This is a genomic window from Stenotrophomonas sp. FW305-3-2-15-E-LB1 (genome assembly GCF_058787375.1).
In genome coordinates this window covers 60,888-85,907 of the sequence record NZ_JBYSZR010000009.1, presented here as the reverse complement: position 1 = coordinate 85,907, position 25,020 = coordinate 60,888, and the positions used below count along the sequence as shown (strand labels likewise).

At 68.9% G+C, this 25,020-nt stretch carries 26 protein-coding genes; 10 read left to right on the top strand and 16 right to left on the bottom strand.

Annotated elements, in window-relative coordinates; translation table 11 throughout:
• The first annotated feature begins 6 nt into the window (after positions 1-6).
• The 3 genes from AC3WL7_RS09040 to AC3WL7_RS09030 all read left to right on the top strand — a co-directional run bounded on the left by AC3WL7_RS09040 (position 7) and on the right by AC3WL7_RS09030 (position 3,131).
• On the top strand, positions 7-231 hold the full coding sequence (locus tag AC3WL7_RS09040) for a helix-turn-helix domain-containing protein (RefSeq protein WP_492750046.1): 225 nt from the start codon (positions 7-9) through the stop codon (positions 229-231).
• Between the two features lie 41 nt (positions 232-272).
• Positions 273-1,811, top strand: coding sequence for a TerC family protein (locus AC3WL7_RS09035; protein ID WP_492750045.1), 1,539 nt, complete (start codon positions 273-275; stop codon positions 1,809-1,811).
• Between the two features lie 162 nt (positions 1,812-1,973).
• Positions 1,974-3,131 carry a metallophosphoesterase gene (locus tag AC3WL7_RS09030; RefSeq protein ID WP_492750044.1) on the top strand — a complete coding sequence of 386 codons (1,158 nt, stop codon included), beginning with the start codon at positions 1,974-1,976 and terminating at the stop codon, positions 3,129-3,131.
• 63 nt (positions 3,132-3,194) lie between these two features.
• Here AC3WL7_RS09030 and AC3WL7_RS09025 read toward each other — a convergent pair whose 3' ends face one another.
• The 5 genes from AC3WL7_RS09025 to AC3WL7_RS09005 all read right to left on the bottom strand — a co-directional run bounded on the left by AC3WL7_RS09025 (position 3,195) and on the right by AC3WL7_RS09005 (position 6,721).
• Positions 3,195-3,830 carry a ferric reductase-like transmembrane domain-containing protein gene (locus AC3WL7_RS09025; RefSeq protein WP_492750043.1) on the bottom strand — a complete coding sequence of 212 codons (636 nt, stop codon included), beginning with the start codon at positions 3,828-3,830 and terminating at the stop codon, positions 3,195-3,197.
• Positions 3,831-3,832: 2 nt separating this feature from the next.
• Positions 3,833-4,615 carry an HvfC family RiPP maturation protein gene (locus tag AC3WL7_RS09020; protein WP_492750041.1) on the bottom strand — a complete coding sequence of 261 codons (783 nt, stop codon included), beginning with the start codon at positions 4,613-4,615 and terminating at the stop codon, positions 3,833-3,835.
• Complete coding sequence (locus tag AC3WL7_RS09015; protein ID WP_492750040.1) at positions 4,608-5,453, bottom strand: HvfB family MNIO-type RiPP peptide maturase; 846 nt, start codon at positions 5,451-5,453, stop codon at positions 4,608-4,610. The genes AC3WL7_RS09020 and AC3WL7_RS09015 overlap by 8 nt, the downstream gene beginning before the upstream one ends.
• Positions 5,454-5,509: 56 nt before the next feature.
• Positions 5,510-5,986, bottom strand: a complete 477-nt coding sequence (locus tag AC3WL7_RS09010) for an HvfA family oxazolone/thioamide-modified RiPP metallophore (protein ID WP_313142038.1) — start codon at positions 5,984-5,986, stop codon at positions 5,510-5,512.
• A 90-nt stretch (positions 5,987-6,076) separates the two neighbouring features.
• Positions 6,077-6,721: an HvfX family Cu-binding RiPP maturation protein gene (locus AC3WL7_RS09005; RefSeq protein WP_079221012.1), complete on the bottom strand. Its 645-nt coding sequence runs from the start codon at positions 6,719-6,721 to the stop codon at positions 6,077-6,079.
• A gap of 342 nt (positions 6,722-7,063) precedes the next feature.
• Here AC3WL7_RS09005 and AC3WL7_RS09000 point away from each other — a divergent pair, with 342 nt between their 5' ends.
• The 5 genes from AC3WL7_RS09000 (at position 7,064) to AC3WL7_RS08980 (ending at position 11,853) form a co-directional block, all read left to right on the top strand.
• Positions 7,064-7,858: an alpha/beta fold hydrolase gene (locus AC3WL7_RS09000; RefSeq protein ID WP_492750038.1), complete on the top strand. Its 795-nt coding sequence runs from the start codon at positions 7,064-7,066 to the stop codon at positions 7,856-7,858.
• A 3-nt stretch (positions 7,859-7,861) separates the two neighbouring features.
• Positions 7,862-8,407 carry a redoxin family protein gene (locus tag AC3WL7_RS08995; RefSeq protein ID WP_492750037.1) on the top strand — a complete coding sequence of 182 codons (546 nt, stop codon included), beginning with the start codon at positions 7,862-7,864 and terminating at the stop codon, positions 8,405-8,407.
• 60 nt (positions 8,408-8,467) lie between these two features.
• Positions 8,468-9,208 (top strand): response regulator, encoded by a 741-nt coding sequence (locus AC3WL7_RS08990; protein ID WP_079225131.1) that lies wholly within the window; start codon positions 8,468-8,470, stop codon positions 9,206-9,208.
• The gene (locus AC3WL7_RS08985) at positions 9,205-10,518 is read left to right on the top strand and encodes a sensor histidine kinase (protein ID WP_492750036.1); all 1,314 of its coding nucleotides are present in this window, start codon (positions 9,205-9,207) and stop codon (positions 10,516-10,518) included. Before AC3WL7_RS08990 ends, AC3WL7_RS08985 begins: the two co-directional genes overlap by 4 nt.
• A 75-nt stretch (positions 10,519-10,593) precedes the next feature.
• Positions 10,594-11,853, top strand: coding sequence for an MFS transporter (locus AC3WL7_RS08980; RefSeq protein ID WP_079221016.1), 1,260 nt, complete (start codon positions 10,594-10,596; stop codon positions 11,851-11,853).
• A 4-nt stretch (positions 11,854-11,857) separates the two neighbouring features.
• Here AC3WL7_RS08980 and AC3WL7_RS08975 read toward each other — a convergent pair whose 3' ends face one another.
• Positions 11,858-12,805 (bottom strand): nucleoside hydrolase, encoded by a 948-nt coding sequence (locus AC3WL7_RS08975; protein ID WP_108746162.1) that lies wholly within the window; start codon positions 12,803-12,805, stop codon positions 11,858-11,860.
• A gap of 154 nt (positions 12,806-12,959) precedes the next feature.
• Here AC3WL7_RS08975 and AC3WL7_RS08970 point away from each other — a divergent pair, with 154 nt between their 5' ends.
• Together AC3WL7_RS08970 and AC3WL7_RS08965 are read left to right on the top strand one after the other, a co-directional pair.
• Positions 12,960-13,418 carry a hypothetical protein gene (locus AC3WL7_RS08970; RefSeq protein WP_492750035.1) on the top strand — a complete coding sequence of 153 codons (459 nt, stop codon included), beginning with the start codon at positions 12,960-12,962 and terminating at the stop codon, positions 13,416-13,418.
• Positions 13,419-13,449: 31 nt separating this feature from the next.
• A complete protein-coding gene (locus AC3WL7_RS08965; protein ID WP_492750034.1) occupies positions 13,450-13,776 on the top strand; it encodes a hypothetical protein in 327 nt (108 codons plus the stop codon).
• 107 nt (positions 13,777-13,883) lie between these two features.
• Here the strand turns inward: AC3WL7_RS08965 and AC3WL7_RS08960 are convergent, their stop codons facing one another.
• From AC3WL7_RS08960 to AC3WL7_RS08915, 10 genes are all read right to left on the bottom strand, one after another.
• The gene (locus AC3WL7_RS08960; protein ID WP_079221020.1) at positions 13,884-14,603 is read right to left on the bottom strand and encodes a GntR family transcriptional regulator; all 720 of its coding nucleotides are present in this window, start codon (positions 14,601-14,603) and stop codon (positions 13,884-13,886) included.
• A gap of 193 nt (positions 14,604-14,796) precedes the next feature.
• Entirely contained in the window at positions 14,797-16,164 is a 1,368-nt protein-coding gene (locus tag AC3WL7_RS08955) for an SLC13 family permease (protein ID WP_492750033.1), read from the bottom strand.
• Positions 16,165-16,268: 104 nt separating this feature from the next.
• Positions 16,269-17,189, bottom strand: coding sequence for a malonate decarboxylase subunit epsilon (gene mdcH / locus AC3WL7_RS08950; protein WP_492750032.1), 921 nt, complete (start codon positions 17,187-17,189; stop codon positions 16,269-16,271).
• On the bottom strand, positions 17,186-18,043 hold the full coding sequence (gene mdcB, locus AC3WL7_RS08945) for a triphosphoribosyl-dephospho-CoA synthase MdcB (protein ID WP_492750031.1): 858 nt from the start codon (positions 18,041-18,043) through the stop codon (positions 17,186-17,188). The genes mdcH and mdcB overlap by 4 nt, the downstream gene beginning before the upstream one ends.
• Positions 18,040-18,681: a malonate decarboxylase holo-[acyl-carrier-protein] synthase gene (gene mdcG, locus AC3WL7_RS08940; RefSeq protein ID WP_492750030.1), complete on the bottom strand. Its 642-nt coding sequence runs from the start codon at positions 18,679-18,681 to the stop codon at positions 18,040-18,042. The genes mdcB and mdcG overlap by 4 nt, the downstream gene beginning before the upstream one ends.
• Positions 18,674-19,384, bottom strand: a complete 711-nt coding sequence (mdcE, locus tag AC3WL7_RS08935) for a biotin-independent malonate decarboxylase subunit gamma (protein WP_492750029.1) — start codon at positions 19,382-19,384, stop codon at positions 18,674-18,676. Before mdcE ends, mdcG begins: the two co-directional genes overlap by 8 nt.
• Positions 19,381-20,289 (bottom strand): biotin-independent malonate decarboxylase subunit beta, encoded by a 909-nt coding sequence (locus tag AC3WL7_RS08930; protein ID WP_492750028.1) that lies wholly within the window; start codon positions 20,287-20,289, stop codon positions 19,381-19,383. The genes mdcE and AC3WL7_RS08930 overlap by 4 nt, the downstream gene beginning before the upstream one ends.
• The gene (gene mdcC, locus AC3WL7_RS08925; protein ID WP_108746165.1) at positions 20,286-20,606 is read right to left on the bottom strand and encodes a malonate decarboxylase acyl carrier protein; all 321 of its coding nucleotides are present in this window, start codon (positions 20,604-20,606) and stop codon (positions 20,286-20,288) included. The genes AC3WL7_RS08930 and mdcC overlap by 4 nt, the downstream gene beginning before the upstream one ends.
• 10 nt (positions 20,607-20,616) lie before the next feature.
• Positions 20,617-22,260: a malonate decarboxylase subunit alpha gene (mdcA, locus tag AC3WL7_RS08920; protein ID WP_492750027.1), complete on the bottom strand. Its 1,644-nt coding sequence runs from the start codon at positions 22,258-22,260 to the stop codon at positions 20,617-20,619.
• A gap of 393 nt (positions 22,261-22,653) precedes the next feature.
• Positions 22,654-24,849, bottom strand: a complete 2,196-nt coding sequence (locus AC3WL7_RS08915; protein ID WP_492750026.1) for a TonB-dependent siderophore receptor — start codon at positions 24,847-24,849, stop codon at positions 22,654-22,656.
• Positions 24,850-25,020: the final 171 nt, after the last annotated feature.

The window sequence follows — 25,020 nt, the reverse complement described above, 5'->3', positions numbered from 1 at the left end:
GGACTGATGGCGATCGTCATCACGCTCGACCGCATGCTGCAGTCGCGGGGCATGACCCTGTCCGAGCTGGCCGGGCGCATCGACATCACCCTGGCCAACCTGTCCATCCTCAAGACCGGCAAGGCACGCGCCATCCGCTTTTCCACCCTGGATGCGATCTGCCGCGAGCTGCAGTGCTCGCCGGGCGACCTGCTCGGGCACGACCCGCTGCAGGCGCAGGACGACGACTGAATACCCCTCTTTCCCTTACCTCATGAAGAAACGGACCCGAAATGGAATGGTTGGCTGACCCCTCGATCTGGATGGGCCTTGCGACCCTGATCGTGCTTGAGATCGTGCTTGGCATCGACAACCTGGTGTTCATCGCGATCCTGGCCGACAAGCTGCCGCCGCACCAGCGTGACCGCGCGCGGGTGATCGGCCTGAGCCTGGCCCTGCTGATGCGCCTGGTGCTGCTGGCCGCGCTGGCCTGGATCATGAAACTGACCGAGCCGCTGCTGACGCTGTTCGATCACAGCTTCTCCGGGCGTGACCTGATCCTGCTGGGCGGCGGCCTGTTCCTGCTGTTCAAGGGGACCATGGAACTGCACGAACGGCTGGAAGGCCGCCAGCACCATGAAGACGGCAAGAAGGTCTATGCCAGCTTCGCGATGGTGGTGGCGCAGATCGTGGTGCTCGACGCGGTGTTCTCGCTGGACTCGGTGATCACCGCCGTGGGCATGGTCGACAACCTGGGCGTGATGTACGCCGCGGTGACCATCGCCATGGTGCTGATGCTGCTGGCGAGCAAGCCACTGACCCGCTTCGTCAACAAGCATCCCACCGTGGTGGTGCTGTGCCTGGGCTTCCTGCTGATGATCGGTTTCAGCCTGGTGGCCGAGGGCCTGGGCTACAAGATCCCGAAGGGCTACCTGTACGCGGCCATCGCGTTCTCGATCCTGGTGGAAGCGTTCAACCAGTGGGTGCGCTTCAACCGCGAGCGCAACGAACGCCGCCAGCCGTTCCGCCAGCGCACGGCCGATGCAGTGCTGCGCATGCTGGGTGCACGCCCGGCCAATGGCCACGATGATGCGGGCGAAGAGGACCACGGCGATGCGGAGGAGCGCCTGCAGCCGGCCGAGCACGAGATGATCCGCAGCGTGCTGGGCCTGGCCGACCGGCCGGTATCGAGTGTGATGACGGTGCGTGCCGACGTGCAGTGGATCGATCTGGCGCGTGGCCAGGACGACGTGGTGGCACGCCTGGTGGCCTCGCCGCATACGCGCCTGCTGGTGGGCGAGGGCGACCTGGACAGCCTGCGTGGCGTGGTGCAGAGCCGCGACCTGCTGGCTGACCTGCTGCAGGGCCAGCCGCTGCAGCTGGAGGCCAACCTGCGCCAGCCGCAGTACGTGCTGTCCAGCGCCAGCGCGCTGCAGGCCCTGGAACTGATCCGCCTGCACCCGGTGCCGCTGGCGGTGGCCGTGGACGAGTACGGCAGCGTGGAAGGCCTGGTGACGGCCAACGACCTGCTGGCGGCCATTGCCGGCGATCTGGCCGACACCCAGGACGACCGCTATGGCGTGGTGGCGCAGGGGGAGGACCACTGGGAAGCCGATGGTGCGCTGACCCTGGATGACCTGCAGCGTCTGGCGGGCGTATCGCTGCCGCGCAGCAGCGACTACATGACCATTTCCGGGCTGGTGCTGGACCAGTTGGGGCGCCTGCCCGATGAGGGCGATGCGGTGGACGTGGCGGACGTGCGCATCACCGTGCTGGCGATGGAGAAGCGCCGCATCGCCCGCCTGCGCGTGCAGCGGCTGGCGCAGCCGTAACGCCCGGCTTCTGTAGAGCCGAGCCTACGCTCGGCTGCTTTCTTCTGTAGAGCCGAGCCTGCGCTCGGCTGATGTTCCCGCAGCCGAGCATGGGCTCGGCTCTACACGGGATGCAGCCGAACCGACGCTCAGCGCTACCCTTTGCAACCTTGGCCCGTCACCATGGCGGGCCCCACGTTCCGGAATGTCGCAGTGCTGAGTACGATTGGTTTGTTGATGGGCCTCTACGTGGCCTGGCGCCTGTTCTGGCCGCTGCGCCTGCCGGTGTGGGCCAAGGCGGTGGTGTCACTGCTGCTGGTGGGGCTGGCCGTGCAGCTGCGCATCGTCGCCACGTTCTGGGGCACGATGGCCTCGCCGGAAATCCCGAAGATGGCCATCGCCGTACTGGCCACCGGCTCCACCGCCGTGCTGTTGCTGGCGCTGGCCATGCTGCTGTTCGATGCCGGCCTGCTGGCGGCGCGCGTGCTGCGCCTGCCGCGCGCGGTGTCGGCGCTGCGAGCGCCGCTGTTGCGCCCGTCGGCGGCCGCCGTTGCCCTGCTGCTCAGTGGCTACGGTGTCAGCCAGGGCATGGCCGTGCCCCAGCCGCGCCAGATCGAAGTGGCGATCAAGGACCTGCCGGCCGCGTTCGATGGCTACCGCATGCTGCAGCTCACCGACATCCACGCCAGCCGCCTGCTCACCGGCGACTGGGTGCGCCAGGTGGTGGCCGAGAGCAATGCGCTGAAGCCGGACCTGATCGTCATCACCGGTGACCTGATCGATGGCACGGTGGACGCGCGCCGCGATGACTTCCGCCCGCTGGGAGACCTGCAGGCGCCGGACGGGGTGATCGCCATCACCGGCAACCACGAGTACTACGCCCAGTACAGCGACTGGATGCAGGCCTTCCGCGCGCTGCGCATGCAGGTGCTGGAAAACAGCCACACCCAGGTGCGGCGTGGCGATGCGGCGCTGACCATTGCCGGTGTCACCGACCCGGTGGCCGCGCGCTATGGCCTGCCGCTGCCCGACCTGCAGGCGGCCCTGGCCGGTGCGGATCCGGCCGCGCCGGTGATCCTGCTCGACCATCGCCCGCGCAATGCGGTTGATGCGGCCGCACGCGGGGTGAAGCTGCAGTTGTCCGGCCATACCCATGGCGGGCAGATCATCGGCATGGACCAGCTGGTGAAGCGGGCCAATGGCGGTTTTGTGTCGGGCCGCTACGAGGTGGATGGCATGACGCTCTACGTCAGCAACGGTGCCGGCCTGTGGGCGGGCTTCCCGGCGCGCATCGGCGTGCCTTCGGAAATCACCCTGTTCACCCTGCGCCGCGCGCCGTGATGTCTGCCTTGGGGGCAGATCCCTTTGCTTGGCAAAGGGCTTTGACCCCGAGCCCCTGGGTCATCACGCCGCCCGCACCGGCCGCGCATGCAGGTGGCGCTTCAGCGACTGCGCGCGCTTGGCGATGGCGCGTACCACGAAGGCCGTGAACAGCAGCGCCGAAGGCACCGCGTACCAGAAGTTGCCAGGCACGCGCTTGAAGTACGAGTAGATGAACACCGCGGCGATGATCCACATGCCGGTGACGTGCAGCCGCCGCCATGCGGTGGGCCCCATGTGCCGTGCAATGGCGCGGTGCGACGTGATCGCCAGCGCCAGGATGGCCACGTAGCCCACCGTGCCGGGCAGGTTGGCCAGGGCCGAGCGTGCCGGCCAGAACGCCGGGTTGAGGATGCCGAACGCGGTGATGGCGATGGCATGCAGCAGGTGCGAGAACGCGAACGACAAGCCGATGGTCCGGCGTTCGCGCAGCAGGAAGCGGGTGGTCGGCCCGGGCAGCAGGCTGGCGAATGATGAAGCGGTGAAGGCCGCCAGGAACAGCAGGAACGAGGTGCGCGCAGTCACCCGGATCGCCGCGCGGCTGCCTTCGGCCACGTCGGCCTGCAGGGCGAAGGCAGCCAGCGCGAAGGCGATCAGCACCACGGCAATGGCCACGAACAGGCGCCAGCCGGACAGGAGGGGAGTATTGGAAACAGCCATGATCAAACCTCGGAATGGAAGTGGGTAGTGCCGGCCGCTGGCCGGCAACTCTGGAAACCGGCCAGCGCAACCAGCACGCCGGCGGCACACAGCTCGGCCAGCAGCGGCGCGCAGGCCACGCGCAGCTCCTCCGCCAGCACGCCATGCGCATCGGCCAATGCCTGCAGGGCGTCATCGACGCGCACACCGTCATGGCCGAAGACCGACAGCAGGGCATACGCGAGCGGTGCCAGCGTCTCGACCTGCAGGCGGTAGTCGGCCTGACGGCGCAGCAGCAGGAGCGTGGCTGTCGTGGCCGGTGCATCGTCCAGCACCACGTCCTCGTGCACCGGCCATTGGTAGCCCAGCACACGCACCAGCGGCGACACCGCCAGCAGGTCACTGCCCACCGCCACGTGGTGCAACGTCTGCCCGGCATCACGCGCTTCGATGTGCAGCGCCTGCTGGGTGCTTTCGTAGTGCGCCAGCTCGGCTGCCCATGCTGGCAGTGCCAGGCTGTCCTGCAGCGCCAACCACGCGGCGAACTCGCTGGCGATCTGCGGGAACAACGGGGTATGGCAGGCATGGCGCGCGTAGTAGTGCTCGACCACACCGCGCCAGCGCGCTGCACCCAACCGCCGCTGCAGCTGCGGCAGGCAGCCAGCCAGCAGGCTGTCCACGCTGTCGATGCAGAGGCGGCGATACACCGCCAGCCGGCGTGCATCGACGCCTTCGGGTGCGGGCCGGGACGGATCACGCACATGGTCGGCCCAGCGCTGCTGCAGGGTGGCCAGCGACTCAGCCATGGGCCACCTCGGGCAGTCGTACGTCGGCCTGGGCCTGGCGGATCTGCGCGACCTCGGCCAGCAGCTCGGCCAGCGGCGGAAAATTGAAATCACGCTCCAGCAGGGTGGGGCGCACGCCGACGCGCGCATACGCTTCACGCAGCAGCGCCCAGACCACGCCCTTCACCGGCGCGCCGTGGGTGTCGATCTTGAAGCCATCGTCCTCGTCGAAATGGCCGGCGACGTGCAGGGACGCAACGCGATGGGCCGGGACGCGGGCGAGGAAATCGAAGGCGTCGTAGTGGTTGTTGCAGGCGTTGACGAAGACATTGTTGACGTCCAGCAGCAGGTCGCAGTCCGCTTCGGCCAGCACGGCGTTGATGAAATCGATCTCGCTCATGTCCGCGCCAGGCACGGCGTAGTAGGAGATGTTCTCCACCGCGATGCGCCGGCCCAGCATGTCCTGCACCTGGGCGATGCGCCCGGCGACGTGGTGCACGGCTTCACTGGTGAACGGCAGCGGCAGCAGGTCGTAGACGTGGCCACCGGCAGCGCAGTAGCTCAGATGCTCGCTGTACAGCTGCACCTGGTGCAGGTCGAGGAAGGCGCGGGTCTGTGCCAGCAGGGCGCGGTCCAGTGGGTCTGGGCCGCCCAGCGACAGCGACAGGCCGTGGCAGGTCAGGCGATGGCGCTCGCTCAGCTGGCGCAGCGCGGCACCGTGGGCACCGCCGACGCCGATCCAGTTGTCGGGCGAGACTTCGAGGAAGTCGATGGCATCGGCCGGCATCGCCAGCAGTTCGTCGATCAGGCCGCGGCGCAGGCCAAGACCAGCGCTGGCGGAAGGCAGGGGCAGGGACATGCGCGGTACTCCAGGGCAATGGCGCCGCCACGGGGGCGGCGCCGGAGGGTGGGCCATCAGTCGTTGACGCGGGAGAACAAGCCCTTCGGCATCGGCTTGCCGTTGGCGGTGTAGACACTGCGCAGGTAGTCGTGCGCTTCCTGTTCGCTGATGTAGCCGTCGTGGTCGGTGTCGATGCGGTCGAACTCGGCGGCACGCTTGGCGGCCACGGCGTTGAACTCGGCACGCGAGACCCGGCCGTCGTGGTCACGGTCGGTGCGGGCAAACGAGGCGTCGCCGCACTTGCCTTCACCGCACTGGCCTTCGGCCACCTTGGCCTTGCCGGCGGGCTTGCTGCTGGCGGCCTTGTTGGCGCCGCACTTGCCTTCACCACACTTGCCTTCAGCGGCGGCGCTCATGGCCACGGCACTGATCGCCAACGGCTGGATCGCGGCGGCCTGGCCGGCCAGCAGCAGGCCCCCGGCCAGGGCGATGCCGATGGCACCGATGCGCGGCAGGCGGGAGGTGGTGGTGTTCTTGGTCGAGACGGACATGGGATGACTCCTTGGGATTGCACGCCAGGCGTGCGGGATGGACGCCGCTGCAAGGCGACGGAAAAGAGGCGTGGACAGGGATGGAGCGGATCAGGCGCTGCGGCGACGGCGCAGCACGTAGGCCAGCAGCAGGGCAGCGCCGAGCAGGGCACCACCGAAGCCGATGCCGGGCAGCAGCGCGGCAATGGGCAGCAGCAGCGCGACCAGGCTGACGCCCCAGCCGAGGCCGTCATCGCCGGCGATGGCGCGTTGCGGGCCGGCCAGCAGGCGGTCCAGGCTGAGTGCGCCGCCACCGTTGAGGATCAGCGGCAGCAGCATGGCCAGGAACAGCAGCGGCAGCTTGAAGTTGCCATAGCCCTGGTCGGTGATCGCATAGCCCTGCCAGAGTTCGCCCAGGCCGTTCCACTGGTCGGGCCAGTGCACGGCGGCGATGGCAACCACCGTCAGCACCCAGAAGATGTAGGCCACCGAGCGCGTGGCCAGGCCCAGCAGCAGCATCACCGCACCCACCAGTTCCAGCCACGTGGCCAGCTGCCAGTTGAGCGAAGCGGGCAGGGTCGAGAAAGGAAACGGGAAGCGGCCTTCCAGATCGGCGAACCAGTTCTGTCCGCCCAGCTTCTCGCGGCCGGATTCAAAGAACTCCCAGGCCAGCAGGGTGCGCAGGGCCAGCGGCGAGAGCCAGCGGCCGACGGCATCCAGGCGCGGGGTGTAGAGGGAGGAGGCGGTGCTGATCATGGAGGTGTCCTGCGGGCCAGTGGTCGATGGAGGCCATTTCAGGCGGCGCAGGTATCGGCAACGTGTGCCGTTGCCCGGGGTTTTGTCAGCGACTGTCGCCGCGGCAGGGGTTTCGTACAGTCGGATACAAAGACGCCCCGGCGGTGCGCATCGGCGCGTTGCGCGCCCGCGTGCAGGGAACGATATCCACCCGATAGCGCCTGGCCATGCCCGGCGGCCGAATGTATCCCACTGTAGGAACCCGCCGTCGTCCTACAGTCCGGTACAACTCGGCGCCGCAGCGAAACAGCCGCGATACACCCACCGGCGGAAATGGCCACTCCCAACACCGGAGTGCCACCCATGATCCGTACCACCCTGCTTGCCGCCGCCCTGGCCCTGGCCGGCGCCGCCACCCCCGCCTTCGCTGCGCAGGCCGATGCCGGTGCGCCGCCCACGGTCATCCTCGTGCACGGCGCCTTTGCCGATGGCTCCAGCTGGAACAAGGTCATCACCACCCTGCACGACTGGAAGCTGCCGGCGGTGGCCGTGCAGAACCCGCTCACCTCGCTCGCGGACGACGTGGCCGCCACCCGCCGCGCCATTGCAGCTGCACCGGGCAAGGTGGTGCTGGTCGGCCACAGCTGGGGCGGTACGGTCATCACCGAAGCGGGCAACGATCCCAAGGTGCAGGCGCTGGTCTACGTGGCCGCCTTCGCACCGGATGCTGGCCAGTCCTCGGCGCAGCAGGGCGAAGGTTTCCCGGTCGGCCCCGGGCTGACCCGCCTGCAGGAGAAGGACGGTTACCTGACCCTGCCGGCCGATGCCATCGCGCGGGATTTCGCACCCGACGTGATGAAGAAGACCGCGGCCCTGCTGTACAGCACGCAGGTGCCGTTGAAGGCCAGCGCGCTGGGTGAGGCCGTGACCACGGCGGCGTGGCGCAGCAAGCCGAGCTGGTATGTGGTCAGCCGCGATGACCGCATGCTGTCGCCGCAGCTGCAGGTTGCCACCGCGCATCGCATCGGCGCGCAGCTGCAGTCCATCGGCAGCAGCCATGTGTCGCTGCTTTCGCACCCGGCGCAGGTGGCCGACAGCATCCTGGAAGCGGCCGGGGTGAAGCCGGCCGAGCTGCCGCTGGCCGAGCAGGGAGGCTGAGCGATGGCCACGCTTCGCGCCTATACCGTGCCGCTGTTGCTGGCCCTGCTCGGCGGTGCTGCGCTGCTGCTGGCCTGGCCCAGCCCCGAAGCCGGCGCACAGACCGCCGAGGCCGCACCGGCTGCGGGCTTCAACGGCGGCGGGCCGTGGCACAACAGCCCGCCGCTGGCCCTGGAGCAGCTGCGGGGGCAGGTGGTGCTGGTCGAGTTCTGGACCTATGGCTGCAGCAACTGCCTCAATGTCGCGCCGTACGTGCACCAGTGGCATGCCCGTTACGCACCGAAGGGCCTGCGCGTGATCGGCGTGCACACCCCCGAATTCGCCTATGAGGGACTGCAGGGCAACGTGCGCCACGCGATCCACCGCCTCGACATCACCTGGCCGGTGGTGCAGGACAACCAGTACCGCATCTGGAATGCCTGGGGTAACCGGTTCTGGCCGGCGCTGTACCTGGTCGACCGGCAGGGCAGGGTGGTCTACCGCCATTACGGCGAAGGCGACTATGCACGTACCGAAAGCGAGATCCAGCGCCTGCTGGCCAGCCCGTGAGCCGCGCTACCATGGCCGCGCCGCGCGGCCTTGTCCTCCGCCGCCATCATCGAGAACGCAATGAACCACGTACCGCACATCCTTGTCGTCGATGATGACAGCGACATCCGCCAGATGCTGGCCGACTACCTGCAGCGCAACGGCCTGCGCGTCAGCCAGGCCGATGGCGGCCGCGCGATGCGCGCGCTGATGGACACCCACGCCGTGGACCTGGTGGTACTGGACGTGATGATGCCCGGCGAGGATGGACTGAGCCTGTGCCGCAACCTGCGGGCCGGCAAGCACCGCGCCGTGCCGGTGGTGCTGCTGACCGCGCGCGACGACGAGACCGATCGCATCATCGGCCTGGAAATGGGCGCCGATGACTACGTGACCAAGCCGTTCTCCTCGCGCGAACTGCTGGCGCGCATCAACGCGGTGATCCGCCGCACGCAGATGCTGCCGCCCAACCTGCAGGTGAGCGAGGCCGGCCGCCAGCTGGCCTTCGGCGACTGGCGCCTGGATACCACCGCCCGCCACCTGCTGGATGCGCAGGACACCGCCTATCCGCTCAGCGGCGCAGAGTTCCGCCTGCTGCGCGTGTTCCTCGACCACGCCAACCGCGTGCTCAGCCGCGACCAGCTGCTCAGCCTCACCCAAGGCCGTGATGCGGAACTGTTCGATCGCTCGATCGACCTGCTGGTCAGCCGCGTGCGCCAGCGCCTGGGCGATGATGCGCGCGAGCCGACCTACATCAAGACCGTGCGCAGCGAAGGCTATGTGTTCAGCGTGCCGGTGCAGCTGCTGGGGCCGGAGGAATGAACGCCGCCGCGCGCCGCCTGCCGTGGCCGCGCACGCTGTCCGCGCGCCTGCTGCTGTTGCTGCTGGGTGGGCTGACCCTGGCCCACGCACTGTCGTTCGGCCTGCTGTTCTTCGAGCGCTACCAGGCCACGCGCAGCATGATGCTGCGCAACCTGGACGAGGACGTGGCGGTGAGCGTGGCCTTGCTGGAACACCTGCCAGCGGACCAGCGCCAGGCCTGGGTGCCGCGGCTGGAGCGCCGCACCTATCGCTACCTGCTGCGTCCGGCTGCGTCCGGGCTGGCACTGGAAACCGAGCGCGCGCGCCAGGTCACCGCCATCATCGATGACAGCCTGGAGCATCGCTATCCGCTGCTGGCACGCCAGGTCGCGCGCCTGCCAGAACGTTTCGAAGTGGAGCTGCGCCTGCACGACGGTTCACCGCTGACCATCGAAGTGACCCCGTCCGGCCTGCCGCTGGCGCGCTGGCTGCCGGCCGTGCTGCTGGTGCAGCTGGCGTTGCTGCTGCTGTGCGCGTGGCTGGCGGTGCGGCTGGCGCTGCGCCCGCTGCAGCAGTTGTCGCACGCGGTCGAGCACCTGCAGCCGGGCAAGGATGCAGCGGTGCTGCCCGAGGATGGCCCTGCCGAAGTAGGCGCGGCTGCGGCCGCACTCAACGCGCTGCAGGCACGCATCCGCGGCCATGTCAGCGAGCGCCTGCAGATCCTGGCCGCCATTTCGCACGACCTGCAGACACCGATCACGCGGATGAAGCTGCGCGTGGAAACCCTGCCCGAAGATGCCACCCAGCAGCGCCTGCTGGATGACCTGGACCACCTCGGCCAGCTGGTGCGCGAAGGCGTGGCCTATGCGCGCAGCAGCCATGTGGCCAGCGGTGCACCGGTGGTGATGGACCTTGCCGCGTTCCTGGCCAGCGTGGTCGGAGATTACGAAGACATGGGCAAGCCGGTGTCCGGCGGTGCGCCGGCGGGACTGACCGTGCAGACCTGGCCGCAGCCGTTGCGCCGGGTGGTCGGCAACCTGGTGGACAACGCGCTGCGCTATGCCGGCAGCGCCGAGATCGATGCCGGTCGTGATGCTGCCGGCAAGCCGTGGATCAGCGTGTCTGATCGGGGCCCGGGCATTCCCGAGGATCAGCTGCAGGCGGTGCTCGCGCCCTTCCACCGGTTGGAGAGCTCGCGCAACCGCGATACCGGCGGTACCGGCCTGGGCCTGGCCATCGCCGTGCAGCTGGCACAGTCGCTGGGCGGTTCGCTGCAGCTGCGCAACCGGGACGGCGGTGGCCTGCAGGCCGTGCTGCAGTTGCCGGGCTGATGGGTGCAGTCCGACCCGGCCTGCAGGTGCACCGCGCCATCACCCGGCCCGTGACACCCTCCGCCCATGACTGAAATGACCGCGGCGCGGCAGCGCTCGATGTGGGTGGCAGGCCTGTCCACCGTGGTGGAGTGGTACGACTTCACCCTCTACCTGTACTTCGCGACCGTGCTGTCGCGGGTGTTCTTCGGCGGCGGCGAGCAGGCCATGCTGGTCACCCTGGCCGGGTTCGCGGTGTCCTACCTGATGCGTCCGCTGGGCGCGCTGTGCTTCGGCCACCTCGGTGATCGCCTCGGCCGGCGCTGGATGCTGCTGGCCTCGATGGCGCTGATGGCGGCGGCGATGCTGGCCACGGCGCTGTTGCCGACTGCGGCGACGGCGGGCACCACGGCCGGCATATTGCTGCTGGTCCTGCGCTGCGTGATGGCCTTTTCGGTAGGCGGTGAATACACCGGGGTGGTGGCCTACCTGCTGGAAAGCGCGCCAGCGCGGCGACGCGGCCTGGTCACGTCGCTGGCCTCGGCCGCCAGCGAAGTGGGCGCGCTGCTGGCGGTGGCTATTTCCGCGGTGACGGTGGCGACGCTCACGCCCGCGCAGCTGGATGGCTGGGGCTGGCGCATCCCGTTCTTCGTCGGTGCCGCGCTGGCGCTGGTGATCCTCATCGCACGGTCGGGCATGCATGAGTCGCCCGAATTCGAGCGCCAGCGCCGCGAGGGCAGCATTCCGGCCACGCCGCTGCGCCACGTGCTGCGCAACCATCCCGGCGCGGTGGCGCGCACGTTCGCGATTTCCGCGCTGGGCTCGATCACCTACTACGTGGGCATCACCTACGTGCCGGCCTTCCTGCACGCACAGGGGCACGACGAAGGCGATGCGCTGTGGCTGTCCACGGTGGCCGCGGTGGCGGTCATCGCGATCACGCCGCTGTGCGGCATGTTGTCCGATCGCTTCGGGCGGCGTCCGCTGTTGCTGGGCCTGACCGTACTGGCGGCACTGCTGCCGCTGTCGATGTTCGGCTGGATGGCCGAGGCGGCGCCGCTGGGCATCGCGCTGGCGGCGGTGGTACTGGCCTGCGTGGCCGGCGGTGTGAGCGCGGTGGCCGCACCCGCCACGGCCGAGCAGTTCCCGGGCGAAGGCCGGGTGAGCGGGCTGGCACTGGGCGTGACCATGGCCACGGCGGTGTTCGGCGGGGCGACACCGTGGCTGGCGCAGTGGTGGGTGGAACGCAGCGGCTGGGCAGCGGCACCGGGCGCGATGATCGCGCTGGTGGCGGTGCTGGTGCTGCCGGTGCTGTGGACCCTGCCCGAGACGACCCCGGGCAGGGCCAAGCGCTAGGCGATCAGACCGCCAGGGTCTGCTCGATGTCGGCCAGCACGGCCGGGGCATCCACGCCGATGGCGATCGACTGCAGCACGTGGCCATCCCACACGCTGGGGCCGAAGGCCAGGCCTTCCGGCTTGGGAATGGTCATGCCGCGGGCCACGCCATCGGTGGCCACGCGCACGCTGGCGCGTTCGAACTGGAACAGCTCCGGGCGGGTCAGGGCGATGCAGGCGCAGCAGTCGTGCACGACCATGCCCTTGTGCCCGGCCTGCAGGTAGAAGTCCACGTAGTCCTGCGAGAGCGCGCGCACCAGCTCGGCGTCGGCGCCGCCGATGGCAGCCAGCTTGTCCAGGCCATCACGGTCCATCTCCACGCGGGTGGTGACGTCCAGGCCGATGGCGGTGACCGGCCACTGCGCGGTGAACACGATGTCGGCCGCTTCGGCGTCGCCCCAGATGTTGGCCTCGGCGGCCGGGGTGATGTTGCCGTTGACGTGGAAGGCGCCGCCCATGAGGACCACGCCGCGCACCAGGCCGGCAATGTCCGGGGCGTGCTGCAGGGCCAGGGCCAGGTTGGTCATGCGGCCGACCGCCACCAGGGTCACTTCGCCCGGGTGGGCGCGGACCAGGTCGATGATCAGCTGGTGGGCCGGGCGCGCATCGGCGGCCACGTCCAGCGCGGTCGGCACCGGGTGGTTGCCCAGGCCGTTGTGGCCATGGATGTGCACCGGCCAGGCTTCCGGCGTGGCTTCGGGCTGCAGCGGGCCGGCGGCGCCGCGCGCGACCGGGGCGGCAAAGCCCCAGGCCTGCTTCAGGTACAGCGCGTTGTGGGTGGTCGATTCCACCGAGGCGTTGCCGAAGGTGGTGGTGACGCCGACCAGGTCGATCTGCGCGTGCTTGTGCAGGTACAGCAGGGCCAGGGCGTCGTCGACGCCCGGGTCGGTATCGAAAATGACTTTCAGCATGTTGTTGTTCTTCTTCTTCCGTGTGGTGCAAGGGGGCCGGCGGGCCCCTGGGGGCCGGGCCGGCGCGCCCTACATTGTCCCATCTTCATGACAGGCAGGGCGAACCGGGGCGGCGGTGCTATCGTCAGGGGGTATCCAGGGAGGGAGCACCGCCATGAAGACCCCCGCGATCCTGCTGGCCGGGCTGCTGTGCCTGGGCACCGTCGCGCCTGCATTGGCCACCTCGGTGGCGCCGAAACCGCTGGCGGAAATGGTGGCGGACGCCGACCAGATCGTCCGCGCCACGGTGGTCGACGTGGAGATGGTCGATGGCAAGGGACGGCCGCTGACCGATCCCGGATCGCGCACCGGGCCAGGCTTGGACAACGAGATCCGCCTGGTCCTGCAGGTGCAGGAAGTGCTGCGGCCGCGGCAGGGCGGGGTGCCGGCGACGATCCGGGTGCCGCTGTGGACGATGTGGCATTACACCTTGGGCCATATCCGCGAGGCCACGCTGGGCAGCGAAAGCCTGTTCCTGCTCAAGGGCGAGCGCCATGCACCGGTCTATCCGGTGGGTTTCCAGCGGCCGCTGGATGAGCGCGCGCAGATCCAGTCATTGATGGTGGCGCCATGACCGCGCCGGTTCGCTGCTGCGGAGGCACGCCATGCTGGTGGTGACCCTGGTCCTGATCGCCCTGGTGCTGGGCCTGAACCTGGTCGCCACGTACGTGGTGGTGCGGCGCGACGACGTGTCGGTGGGAGGGCGGGCGTTACAGCTGCTGCTGGTCTGGCTGCTGCCGCTGGTGGGCGCGATCCTGTGCATGGCAATCGCCACCGCCGATGGCTCGGTCAGCCGCAGCGAGGGCAGCTTCGCGGGCAGCTACGATTCCTCGGGCAGTTACTCCAGTGACAGCCACAACAGCCACAGCTACAGCGGCTCGGACTGCAGCAGCGACAGTGGTGGCGGCGATGGTGGCAGCTGCAGCGATTGAGGCCATGTAGAGTCGAGCTTGCTCGACTGCCTCTGAAAAGCAGTCGAGCAAGCTCGACTCTACGAAACAGCGGTCGGCCGGCGTTATTCGTGCCGTGCCGTACCCGCTCAGCCGCCGCCTTCGGTCGGCAACGGTGCAGGCACGTTCAACAACCCCCCATCGGCCACGTAGGCGGCCAGCGCCTGGCCCTGGCTCAGCAGGTGGCGTTCCATCGTGCGTTCGGCCGCCTGCGCGTCACGGCGGCGGAAGCAGTCCATCAGCTCGCGGTGTTCGGCCAGCGACTGCGCGGTGCGGCCCGGTGCCAGCAGCTGGCGGCCACGGTGCATCTTCAGGATGCGGTGCAGGTCGTGGGTGATGCGGATCAGCCACGGGTTGCCGGCGTAGTGCTGCACGGTTTCGTGGATCAGGTAGTTGTTGCGGTAGTACTCGGCGATGTTGCCGTTGGCGGCGGCCGCTTCCATGGCCGCGTGCAGATCTTCCAGCTGCTGCACGCCGGCATCGTCGATGTGCCTGACCGCTTCATGCGCGCAGCGGCCTTCCAGCATCGCCATCACCGGGAACAGCTGGTTGAGGTCTTCCAGCGTGAGCCGGGTGACCCGCGCGCCGCGGCCAGCATCGATCTGCACCAGACCTTCGGCGGCCAGCAGCTTCAGCGCCTCGCGCAACGGCGTGCGGCTGATGCCCAGTTCCTCGCACAGTGCCGGCTCGTCGATCCACTCGCCCGGCGGCAGCCGGTAGTCGTAGATACGCTCGCGCACATGCTCGGCCACCTCTTCGTACAGAGGCGCGCGCTTCTTGGGTGAACGCGGGGCGGGAGCAATGGCCATGGTGGAAAGTGTACTGCCTCCCTGCGTGGAACCTGTAACGGGGTGGGGAAATACGGCTTGGTAGAGTCGACCGCTGGTCGACTGCCCTTCGCATGGATCCCGAAGATCCCGCGCTGCGCGCGATAGTCGACCAACGATCGACTCTACCTCCCCGATTCGAAGGGCGCCGGAATCCTCCGGCGCCCCTGCAAAATCACATCCAGCCCGGCACCACGAACACCAGCCAGGCCAGCAGCGGGCCGAACGCGACCACCAGGCCGCTGTAGACCAGGAAGCGGCGGAACAGCGTCTCGCGCTCTTCCTTCGCTGCCGAGGCCACCACCAGTGCGCCGTTGGTCGAGAACGGGCTGACGTCGACGATGGTGGACGACACCGCCAGCGCGCAGATCGCGCCGGCGGCACCCAGGTGGCCCTGCATCAGGAACGGCACCGCCAGCGGAATGGTCGCGCCCAGCACGGCGGCGGACGAGGCGAACGCGGAGACGATGCCGCCGACGTAGCAGACCAGCAGCGCACCCAGCAGGGGAATGCCGATGCTGGACACACCATGGCCGATGAAATCCACCGCGCCGGCATGTTCGAGCACGCCGATGTAGGTCACCACGCCGCAGATCAGCAGCACGGTCGACCAGCTGATGCCATCGACCGCACCCTTCTGGCTCTGCGGCGAGAGCAGGGCCAGCGCCACCGCGACGGTGATCGAGACCAGGCCGACGTTGAGGTTGTAGATCAGTGCGGCCACGCCCAGGCCGAGCAGGCCGATCAGGGTGAACAGACGCTCGCGGGTGAAGCCCACCGCATCCAGTGCAGCCGGATCATTCGACAGCGTGCCACCACCGGCGGCCACCAGCGCGCCGTGGCCCTCGATGGCGAACTGCCGCGACGACGCCTGCGGGCCGCCGGCCATGGCCAGGTCAGCACCGCCCACGGTGCCGGCGGCGGTGATCGAACCACGGCGCATCAGGGCGATGCCGCCGAAGGCCAGGAAGCAGATGATCGCCATCATGAAGTTGAAGCCGAGGCTGGTCAGGAACACCGCCATCTCGGTCACTTCCAGGCCGGCCTTCTGCACCACGCCATTGGTGATGCTGCCGTACACGCTGATCGGCGAGAAGCCACCGGCCTGCGCACCATGGATCACCAGCAGGCCCATCATCAGCGGGTTGATGTTGTACTGCTTGGCGAAGCGCAGCGCGACCGGGCCGATGATGGCCACCGCGGCCGGGCCCAGCGCGCCGAAGGCGGTCAGCACGGCGGTGATGACGAACATCACCCACGGGATGGCCACGATGTGGCCGCGCACGGCTTTCACCGCCCAGTGCACCAGCAGGTCGATGGTGCCGTTCTTCTGCGCGATGGCGAACAGATAGGTGATGCCGACCAGGGTCAGGAACAGGTCGCCCGGGAAGCCGGCGAGCACTTCCTTGCCCCCCATGCCGACCCAGACGCCGCCGACGATGAAGGCCAGGGCGAAGGCCACCGCACCCATGTTGATGGGCATCGCGGTAGCGACGATGAACATGATCACCAGGCCGATGATCGTTGCGATTTGTGGACTCATGCGCCCTCCCAGACACGTGACTCGCGTACAGCTCGGATGGAGACCCGCCATCCCGGGGTAAGGCGTCGTACAACGTGATGCGTGATACGTACTGCTCGAACCCGTTACTGCAGCCGCTCCAGCGCGCTGCGGACCCATGCCGCGGCGCCGTCCAGGCTCTGGAACTCTTCCACCGCGCGCACCTCGCAGCACGGGTAGGACGGCGCGACCATGCGCGCCAATGCGTTGCCCGGACCCAGCTGCAGGAACACCCGCGCGCCGCGCTCGAAGGCCTGGCGCATCACCTGCGCCCACTCGATGGTCTGTGCCAGCTGCGCCGACAGCGTGTGCACCGCTGCCGCGCGATCACGCACCGGGCGCGCATCGATGCCGGCCAGCAGCGGCAGGCGCGGCGCCTGCAGCGGCGAAGCATCCAGCGCGGCCGCAAACGGTGCGACGGCGGCCTGCAGCAGCGGGGTATGTGCAGGCACGTGCACCGGCAGCGGGCGAACCTCCGCACCCTGTGTGCGTGCTGCATCGGCCAGCGCCTGCAGTGACGCCTGCGTGCCGCCGACGATGAAATGATCCTGCCCGTTGGCAATGGCCACATGGGCACCGTGTGCATCGCACAGTGGCTGCAGGGTGTGGCGCTGCAGCCCCAGCACCGCCCGCATGCCCGCATCGGCGGGGCTGGCGGCATCCATCAGCCGCGCGCGCTGTGCGGCCAAGGCCAGGCAGGTTGCGGTGTCGACGCTGCCGGCAACCGCATGTGCGGCCAGTTCACCGATGCTGTAGCCCGCCACGACCACCGGCGCTGGCAGGCCGTCGCGCAGCACCTGCCAGTGCGCCAGCGTGGCCGCGCACAGCAGCGGTTGCGCCAGCGCATTGTCGAAGCGCGCGTCATCGGCAGCGGCGGTGAAGACATCACGATCAAGTACCGCGCCCGCAGCGTGCAGGACATCGCGGGCCGCAGGCAGCTCTCGCACGCGGGCGAACATCGCCGCATGCTGCGCACCTTGGCCGGGGCAGAGCAGGGCCAGGCTCATGCGCCCTCCTGCTGCAGCAGGAACCAGGCGCAGGCCAGCAGGTCGGCACTGCCGCCGGGACTCAGGCGACGGGCGACGAACTCGTCGCCAAGCGCGTGCAGGCGTGCCTGCCAGCCGGGTGCGGATGCGCCGCCGCCTGCGAGGAAGCTGCGTGCCTGCTGCTGGGCCCAGGCCAGCCCGTCGGCGCCACCACGGTGCAGCAGGTTCAGGTCATCCACCTGCGCGACCAGCTGCATCAGGGTCTGGCACAGCGCCGCATCGCGCGCCAGGCCGTTGTGCAGGGCATGGCGCAGGGTCGGTACAGCCAGGTCGCGCAGCACGGGGTAACCGGCGGCGGCCTGTTCGCGCACGCCCGGCACGCCATGGCGCAGGCGCGCGCGCTGGCCGGGGCTGGCCGCATCCAGCGGCGCAGCGGCGAAGTCATCGGCCCAGTGCTGCACGGCCAGGCAGACCTGCGCGGCGGGCGCGGCGTGGCCGTGCTGGCGGCGGCAGCGCGCGGCAGCGGCCACCAGCAGGCCCAGGCTGAAGATGGCACCGCGATGGGTGTTGATGCCGCCGGTGGCGCGCAGCATCGCGCGCTCGGCGGCAAGGCCATGCGCGCGCAGGGCAGCGAACGGCGCATCGTCGGCACCGGTGCCGGCAATTGAGGTGAAGTAGTGGCGCAGCGCGAACAGGCTGCGCAGGAACGTGCCGGCGTCCATGTCGTCATGGCTGCCGCTGTTGAACGGAGTAACCAGGCCCGGCTTCGGCGCGCAGGCCAGTTCAGCATGCAGGCTGGCGATGGCCAGTCGGCCCAGACGCGCGCTGTCGACGCGGCGCACGATGTGTGGGCTGGCATGCGCGAGCGCGTTCATGCGGCCACTCCGGTGGCGACGAACAGGCGTTCGCGGGCTTCCAGCGCGGCGCCTTCCAGGCGCTTCACCAGCACCTGGCGGCTGCCACCGGCGTATTCGCGCCAGTTCACCGCGCCGCCATCGCCCAGGCACAGTTCGCCATCCACGCGACGGCCGTACTCGCGTTCCCAGCTCTGCAGGCGCGCGACCACTGAGTCGGCCTGCGCGGCGGCATCCACCTGCCACAGCAGGTCGATATCCGAAGCGGCATGCACATAGGGCAGGTCACTGAGATGCTGCCAGGCGAAGGCACCAAACACGCGTGCAGGCGCGATGTGCGCCAATGCGTGCAGCGCCGGCTGCCAGTCATGGGCAACACCGGTGGCGAGGATCGCTTCCAGCGTCGGCGGCGGCTGCTGGCGCACTACATCGTGCAGCGGTACGCGCAGGGCGATGCGCTGCTTGCCTTCGCTCGGCGGCAGCGGCACGCCCAGGCGGAGGCGCGGGTCGGGATCATCCACGGCGCGCCGCGCCACCATCGCTGGCAGCCCCTGCGCAAACCACGCCGCCAGGCGCGGTTCGTGCGCGGCCACGTCCGCCCGCCAATCGGCATGCGCCGACAGCCAGGCCAGCGTGTGGCGGGCGGGCCGGTCAGGCATCGCCGCGGGCCACCGCAGTGCAGACATCCGCTGCCAGCGCACGGCCGCCGCGCTCTGCGCCGCGTGCGGCACGCAGGTCGCCGTCGCTGGGCGTGCGCAGTGCCTGCAGCAGGTGCTGGGCCAGGTCGCCGTCCCACAGCGAATCGACCGCACCCATCGACACGTAGTTGGCCACGCCCGGCGCGAACACCGGCGAGCTCTGGCTGAGTGCCTGCAGCTTCTCCAGCGGTTGCTTGGTCACCCGCGCCATCGCGCGCAGGTCCATCACCCGCACCTGCGCATCGGGCAGGGCGTGGATGTGGTCGGCCATCAGGCCGAAGGACAGGAAACCACCGCTCACCGATTCACCGTAGACCAGGGTGACCAGGCGTGCGCCACGGCGGCGGGCCAGGTCGAGGGTCTGCGCGAGATGGGCGAAGTAGCCGTTGATGCCCAGCAGTTCATCGCGGCGGGCCAGGCGTTGGCCAGCGGTGTCGGCCAGCATCACGATCGGTCGCTGCGGATGCGCAGCGGTGCTGGCCAGCACGGTGTCGGCCAGGGCCAGCGCATGGTCGACGCCGACCTCGATGCGGTCGGTGGTGCCGATCACCGTCACCTCGCCATCCTCGGTGGTGGCCGTGCCGGTCAGCACCGAATCCTGCACGTTGATGCGGTGCCCGCGCGGGAACAGGGCATCGAGCAGGGTCTGCAGCGGGGCGTTCATGGCAGGCTCCGGTCGGCGGTGGCGGCGAGGAAGGCGTCGGTATCCAGCAGCGGCAGGCGCTCGGGTTCGGCGATGCCCTGGCGTGCCCAGATCTCCAATCCATCGCGGCAATCGCCCCAGGCCTGCACGCGTGCCTTCAGTGCGGCATGGCGGGCCTGCAGGGCGTTCAGTGCGGTGTCGGTATCGCCGCTGGCGGTGTCGGCCTGCAGTGCATCGGCGGCGGCACGTGCAAACGCTTCGATGGCGTCGGGCACCAGCACCTGCGCCTGGTCGATCAGGTAGCGGTGCTTGCCGCCGGTCACGCGCCACACCAGGGCGCGGTCGCGCGAGTCGAATTCTTCCACGCCGCGCACGGTCTCGATCACTTCCGGCCCGGACAGCGACAACCGGCCTTCCTCGGACATGATGACGGTGGTGCAGCAGCGGGCGACGATGCCCATGCCGCCAAACGCACCATTGCCGCTGCCGATCAGGGCGACCACCGGCACGCCAGCGGCGCGTGCGCCCAGCGTGGCACGCATGATTTCGGAAATGGCGATCAGCCCTGCATTGGCCTCGTGCAGGCGCACGCCGCCGGTGTCGAGCAGCAGCAGCACGCCGTCGGGGCATATTTGCGCCGCGCGCCGCAGCAGGCCGGTCAGCTTGGCGCCGTGGACCTCGCCGACGCCACCCCCCATGAATTCACCCTGCTGCGCAGCCAGCAGCACGCGCCTGCCCTGCAGCGTGGCTTCGCCAACGATGATGCCATCGTCGAATGCGGCCGGCTGGTCGAGCTGGGCCAGGTGCGGGCTCATCACCCGTCGCGCCGGGCCGAGGAACTCGCGGAACGAACCGGCATCGACCAGCCCGGCAATGCGTTCGCGTGCATCGGCTTCGTAGTAGCTGTGGCGTTGTACGTGGCTCATGGCGTGCCTCCGGCCAGCAGGGTTTCCACGGCCTGGTCCAGGCGCAGGCTGACCACGGCCGGGGTCGCACCGGCATCGTTGATCGATATGCGCACGTCGCGCAGCGGATGGCGCTGCGCGAAATCGGCGATGACCGCCTGCCAGATGGTGCCGAAGCCCTGCGCGGCGGTGATGATCCGCACCGTCATCGCCCCGTCCTGCGCGGCGGGCTCCAGCAGGATTTCCAGGTTGCCCGAGGCGAGCACGCCCACCAGCACCGCATCGCGCGGGAACTGCACCGGGGTGCGGCCGTCGAATCGATAGTCGAGGGTTTCCATGCTCAGTCCCTTACCAGTTGCGGAAGCGCTTGGGCGGGTCGTACAGGCCACCGGACCAGCGCACCAGGTCCTTCACCGAACGCGCAGCCAGCAGGTCGCGGCTGGCATCGCGCGGCGAGATGCCGAGATCTTCGGGGCGGCGGATCACGCCGCGGTCGCGCAGGTTTTCCACCATCGCGCGGTCGCGCCCGAGGCCCACGGCGGTGTAGCCGGACACGCCGCGGATCGCCTGTTCGCGCTCCTCCGGCGTGCGGCATTGCAGCAGGTTGGCGATGCCTTCCTCGGTCAGCACGTGGCTGACGTCGTCGCCGTAGATCATCACCGGCGGCAGCGGCATGTCCGCGCGCTCGGCCAGTTCCCAGGCATCGAGGCGTTCAACGAAGGCCGGCGCCATGTGCTCGCGGAAGGTTTCCACCATCTGCACGACCAGCTTGCGCCCGCGCGGCATTTCACCCGGTCGCGCGGCCTGCTGCCCGGCCTTGATCCAGGCATTGCTGGCGTGGCGGCGGCCGCGTGCATCGGAGCCCATGTTGGGCGCGCCACCGAAGCCGGCGATGCGGTCGCGGGTGGCAGTGGAGCTGTTGCCCTGGAGGTCGATCTGCAGCGTGGAGCCGATGAACATGTCGCACGCATACAGGCCGGCGGTCTGCGAGAACGCGCGGTTGGAGCGCATCGACCCGTCGGCACCGGTGAAGAACACATCACCACGGGCGGCGATGTATTTCTCCATCCCCAGTTCCGAACCGAACGAATGCACGGATTTGACGAAGCCCGATTCGATCGCCGGGATCAGTGCCGGGTGCGGGTTCAACGCCCAGTGCTGGCAGATTTTTCCCTTCAGCCCCAGCGACTCTGCGTAGGTGGGCAGCAGCAGTTCGATGGCCGCGGTGTCGAAGCCGATGCCATGGTTGAGGCGGTTGACGCCGTACTCGGCGTAGATGCCCTTGATGGCCATCATCGCCATCAGCACCTGGATCTCGGAGATCTGCGCCGGGTCACGGGTGAACAGCGGCTCGATGTGGTTCGGGCGCGGCGCCTGCACCACGAAGTTGACCCAGTCAGCGGGGATATCGACGCGGGGGAGGGTGTCGACGATTTCGTTGACCTGGGCGATGACGATGCCGCCGCCAAAGGCAGTGGCTTCGACGATCACCGGGGTGTCTTCGGTGTTCGGGCCGGTGTAGAGGTTGCCGTGGCGATCGGCAGCCTGTGCGGCGACCAGCGCCACGCGCGGGGTGAGATCGATGAAGTAGCGGCCGAACAGTTCCAGGTAGGTGTGGATGGCGCCGATCTGGATGCGCCCTTCGGCCACCAGGTTGGCCAGCCGCACCGACTGCGGACCGGAGAAGGAGAAATCCAGCTTGGAGGCGATGCCGCGCTCGAACACGTCCAGGTGCGAGGGCAGCGACAGCACTGACTGCACCATGTGCAGGTCGTGCACCCGTGCCGGGTCCAGGTCGGCCAGGGCCTGGGCAAGGAAATCGGCCTGCTTCTGGTTGTTGCCCTCCAGGCAGACCTTGTCGCCCGGCTCCAGCAGGGCGTGCAGCAGCGCACCCACGTCTGCGGCGGCGACTTCGCGGCCCCTGGCCCATGGCGCGGCGCGTTCCAGGCGGGCCTGGCGGCTGCGTTCCAACGTGTCCCAGCTCGGGTTCATCGACCGGCTTCCGATTGGTGTTGGGATAATTACCGCATAATTACGGCGGGGCGTGCAACCCGCAGCGCAGCAAAAAGAAGGGCCCGCGCGCAGGCGGGCCCATTCAGGGTTGAGAGGTATGCCGACCAACGGTCGGCACCCACCAATTACAGGGCTGCCTGGAACTTCCAGCGCAGGCTGGCCCATTCCGGTAGGCCACGACCGTCGGTCGTGGCGGAGGGCAGGGTGTGCCGACCAACGGTCGGCACCCACCAGTTACCGGGCTGCCTGGAACTTCCAGCGCAGGCTGGCCCATTCCGGTAGGCCACGACCGTTGGTCGTGGCGGAGGGCAGGGAGTGCCGACCAACGGTCGGCACCCACCGAAAGCCGGCACCCACCGTTCTGCAGGCGCTTCAGAACTTCCAGCGCAGGCTGGCCGCCACGAAGCGCGGTTCGCCGTAGTTGTTGTAGTCCAGGTTGGCCCAGTAGGTCTTGTCCAGCGCGTTGCGCACGCTCAGCGTCGCCGTCCAGTTGTCGCTGATGCGGTAGTTGGCGTTGAACTGCACCAGCGCGTACGCCGGCTGGTTCACCGTCACCGTGCCACCCAGCGGGTACGGGATGTTGTAGCCCTGCACCTTGCTCTGCCACTGCACGCCGGCACCCACGCTCAGGCGGTCCAGCGCGCCGGGCAGGCGCACCTGGGTGTTCAGCTGCAGCAGGTCTTCAGCCGGGTTGGCATACAGCAGGTCGGTGGTGGCGCGGGTCACCTTGACGTGGGTGTAGCCGGCGTTGACCGTCCAGCCCGGCAGGATCTCGCCGTTGATGTCCACTTCCCAGCCACGCGCCTTGGTGCCGTTCACGCCGATGTAGGCCGAGGTGCCATCGCTGAGCGAGCCGTCCGGCACGCTCATGTCACGCACCGCGTAGTTGTCCTGCTTGGCTTCGAACACCGCGGCGTTGGCGGTCAGGCGGCCATCCAGCCACTGCGTCTTGATGCCCGCTTCGACGTTCGAACCCTGCACCGGGGCCAGCAGGTTCTCGTTCTTGTCCTTGAAATTCTGCGGGTTGAAGATCTCGGTGTAGCTGGCATACGCCGAAACGTTCGGGGTGATGTCGTACACCAGGCCCACGTACGGGGTCACTTCATCGCTGACCTTGTAGGCGCCGCTGGTGCCGGTGTAGGCGCCGGTGGTGCTGTACGAGCGGCTGCGGGTTTCCCAGCGGCTCAGGCGCGCGCCGGCAATCAGCGACAGCGGATCGGCCAGGCGCAGGCGGGTGGCCAGGTAGATGCCGCTCTGGGTGGTCTTGGCCACACGGCGCCCACCGGTACGGGTGTAGGTCACCTCGGAAATGTCGCCATTCCAGTCGTACACGTTGGGGATGTAGTAGCAGCGATCGCCGCCGCAGCGTGCCCAGTCGGTGGGGAAGTTGAGCGTGGTGGTGTGGGTGGTGGCTTCCAGGTCCGACCACTGGGTGCCCAGGGTCACGTCGTGCTCGCGGCCGAACAGGTTGAAGGTGCCGGTCAGGTAGGCATCGACGTTGCGGCGGGTGTCTTCGGCATCGCCGGCGGCGGCGCGCAGGAAGATGCCCGAGCCATCCACCGGGTTCGGGTTGCCGGTGCCGTACAGGCGCACGTTCTGCACGTTGCCGCGGGTGTAGGAGGTGTTGATCTTCAGCAGCCAGTCGTCACCGAAGCGCTGCTCCAGATTGGCGAACACGGTGCTGGTTTCGCGCTGCCAGTAGCTCCACTTCGGCGACAGGTTGGTCGAGCGCGGCAGGTGGGCGAAATTGCCCTGGCTGTCGAAGAACGGCACGGTGCCCCAGGTCGAACCCACCGGGTTGTTGTCCTGGGTCTGGTAGCCGACGGTGACGGTGGTGCTGTCGGTCAGGTCGCCTTCCAGCACGGCCATGCCGGCCATCTTGTCTTCCTTGTAGCGGTCGTAATAGAAATCACGATCGGTATAGGCGGCGACCACGCGGCTGCGGAAGCGGCCGTCGGCGGTCAGCGGCGCGGTCACGTCGGCCTCCATGCGGCGGTAATCCCAGCTGCCGGCGCTGACCGAGAACGAGGCATCGAATTCCTTGCCCGGGCGCTTGCGCAGCAGGTTCACCGTGGCCGACGGCACACCGGCGCCGCTGAGCAGGCCATTGGCACCGCGGATCACTTCCACACGGTCGTAGAAGGCGGTGTCGTACTCCTGGTTGGTCGAGCCGCTGTAGGTCGGGATGCCGTCGACCTGGAAATCGGTGATGGCGAAACCACGTGCGTAGTACAGCGGGCGCTGGGTGTCATAGAAGGACACGCTGACGCCGGTGACGTTGCGCATCACGTCGTTGATGCTGAACAGCGATTCGTCCTGCAGGCGCTGCAGGCTGATCACGGTGGACGACTGCGGGGTTTCCTGCAGCGTGATCGGCAGGCGGGTGGTGCTCGACGGCGGTGCCGACTGTTCGGCGCGCACGCTCACCCGGTCCAGGGTCTTGGCGTCGGAGGCATCGGCACCTGCGTCGGCAGCCGAAGCGGCGGGCGCGGCCACGGCAAGGCAGGACAGCAGGGCGGCCGGCAGCAGCGCACGGCGGGGCAGGGAAGAGCGGGCAGGCAGGGTCATGGAGAGCTCGAGGACGTGGGCGGGGGGAGGCAGCCGTCAACCAGCACCCGGGCGGCGGCATCGGGTGGGCTCAGATCCATCTGGGGGCATGCGGGCGTCGTGCGGGACGCAAATGTAAATCGTTCTTAACAACATTACAATTCGTGACACGGCGAAATGGTCTTTGCGCAT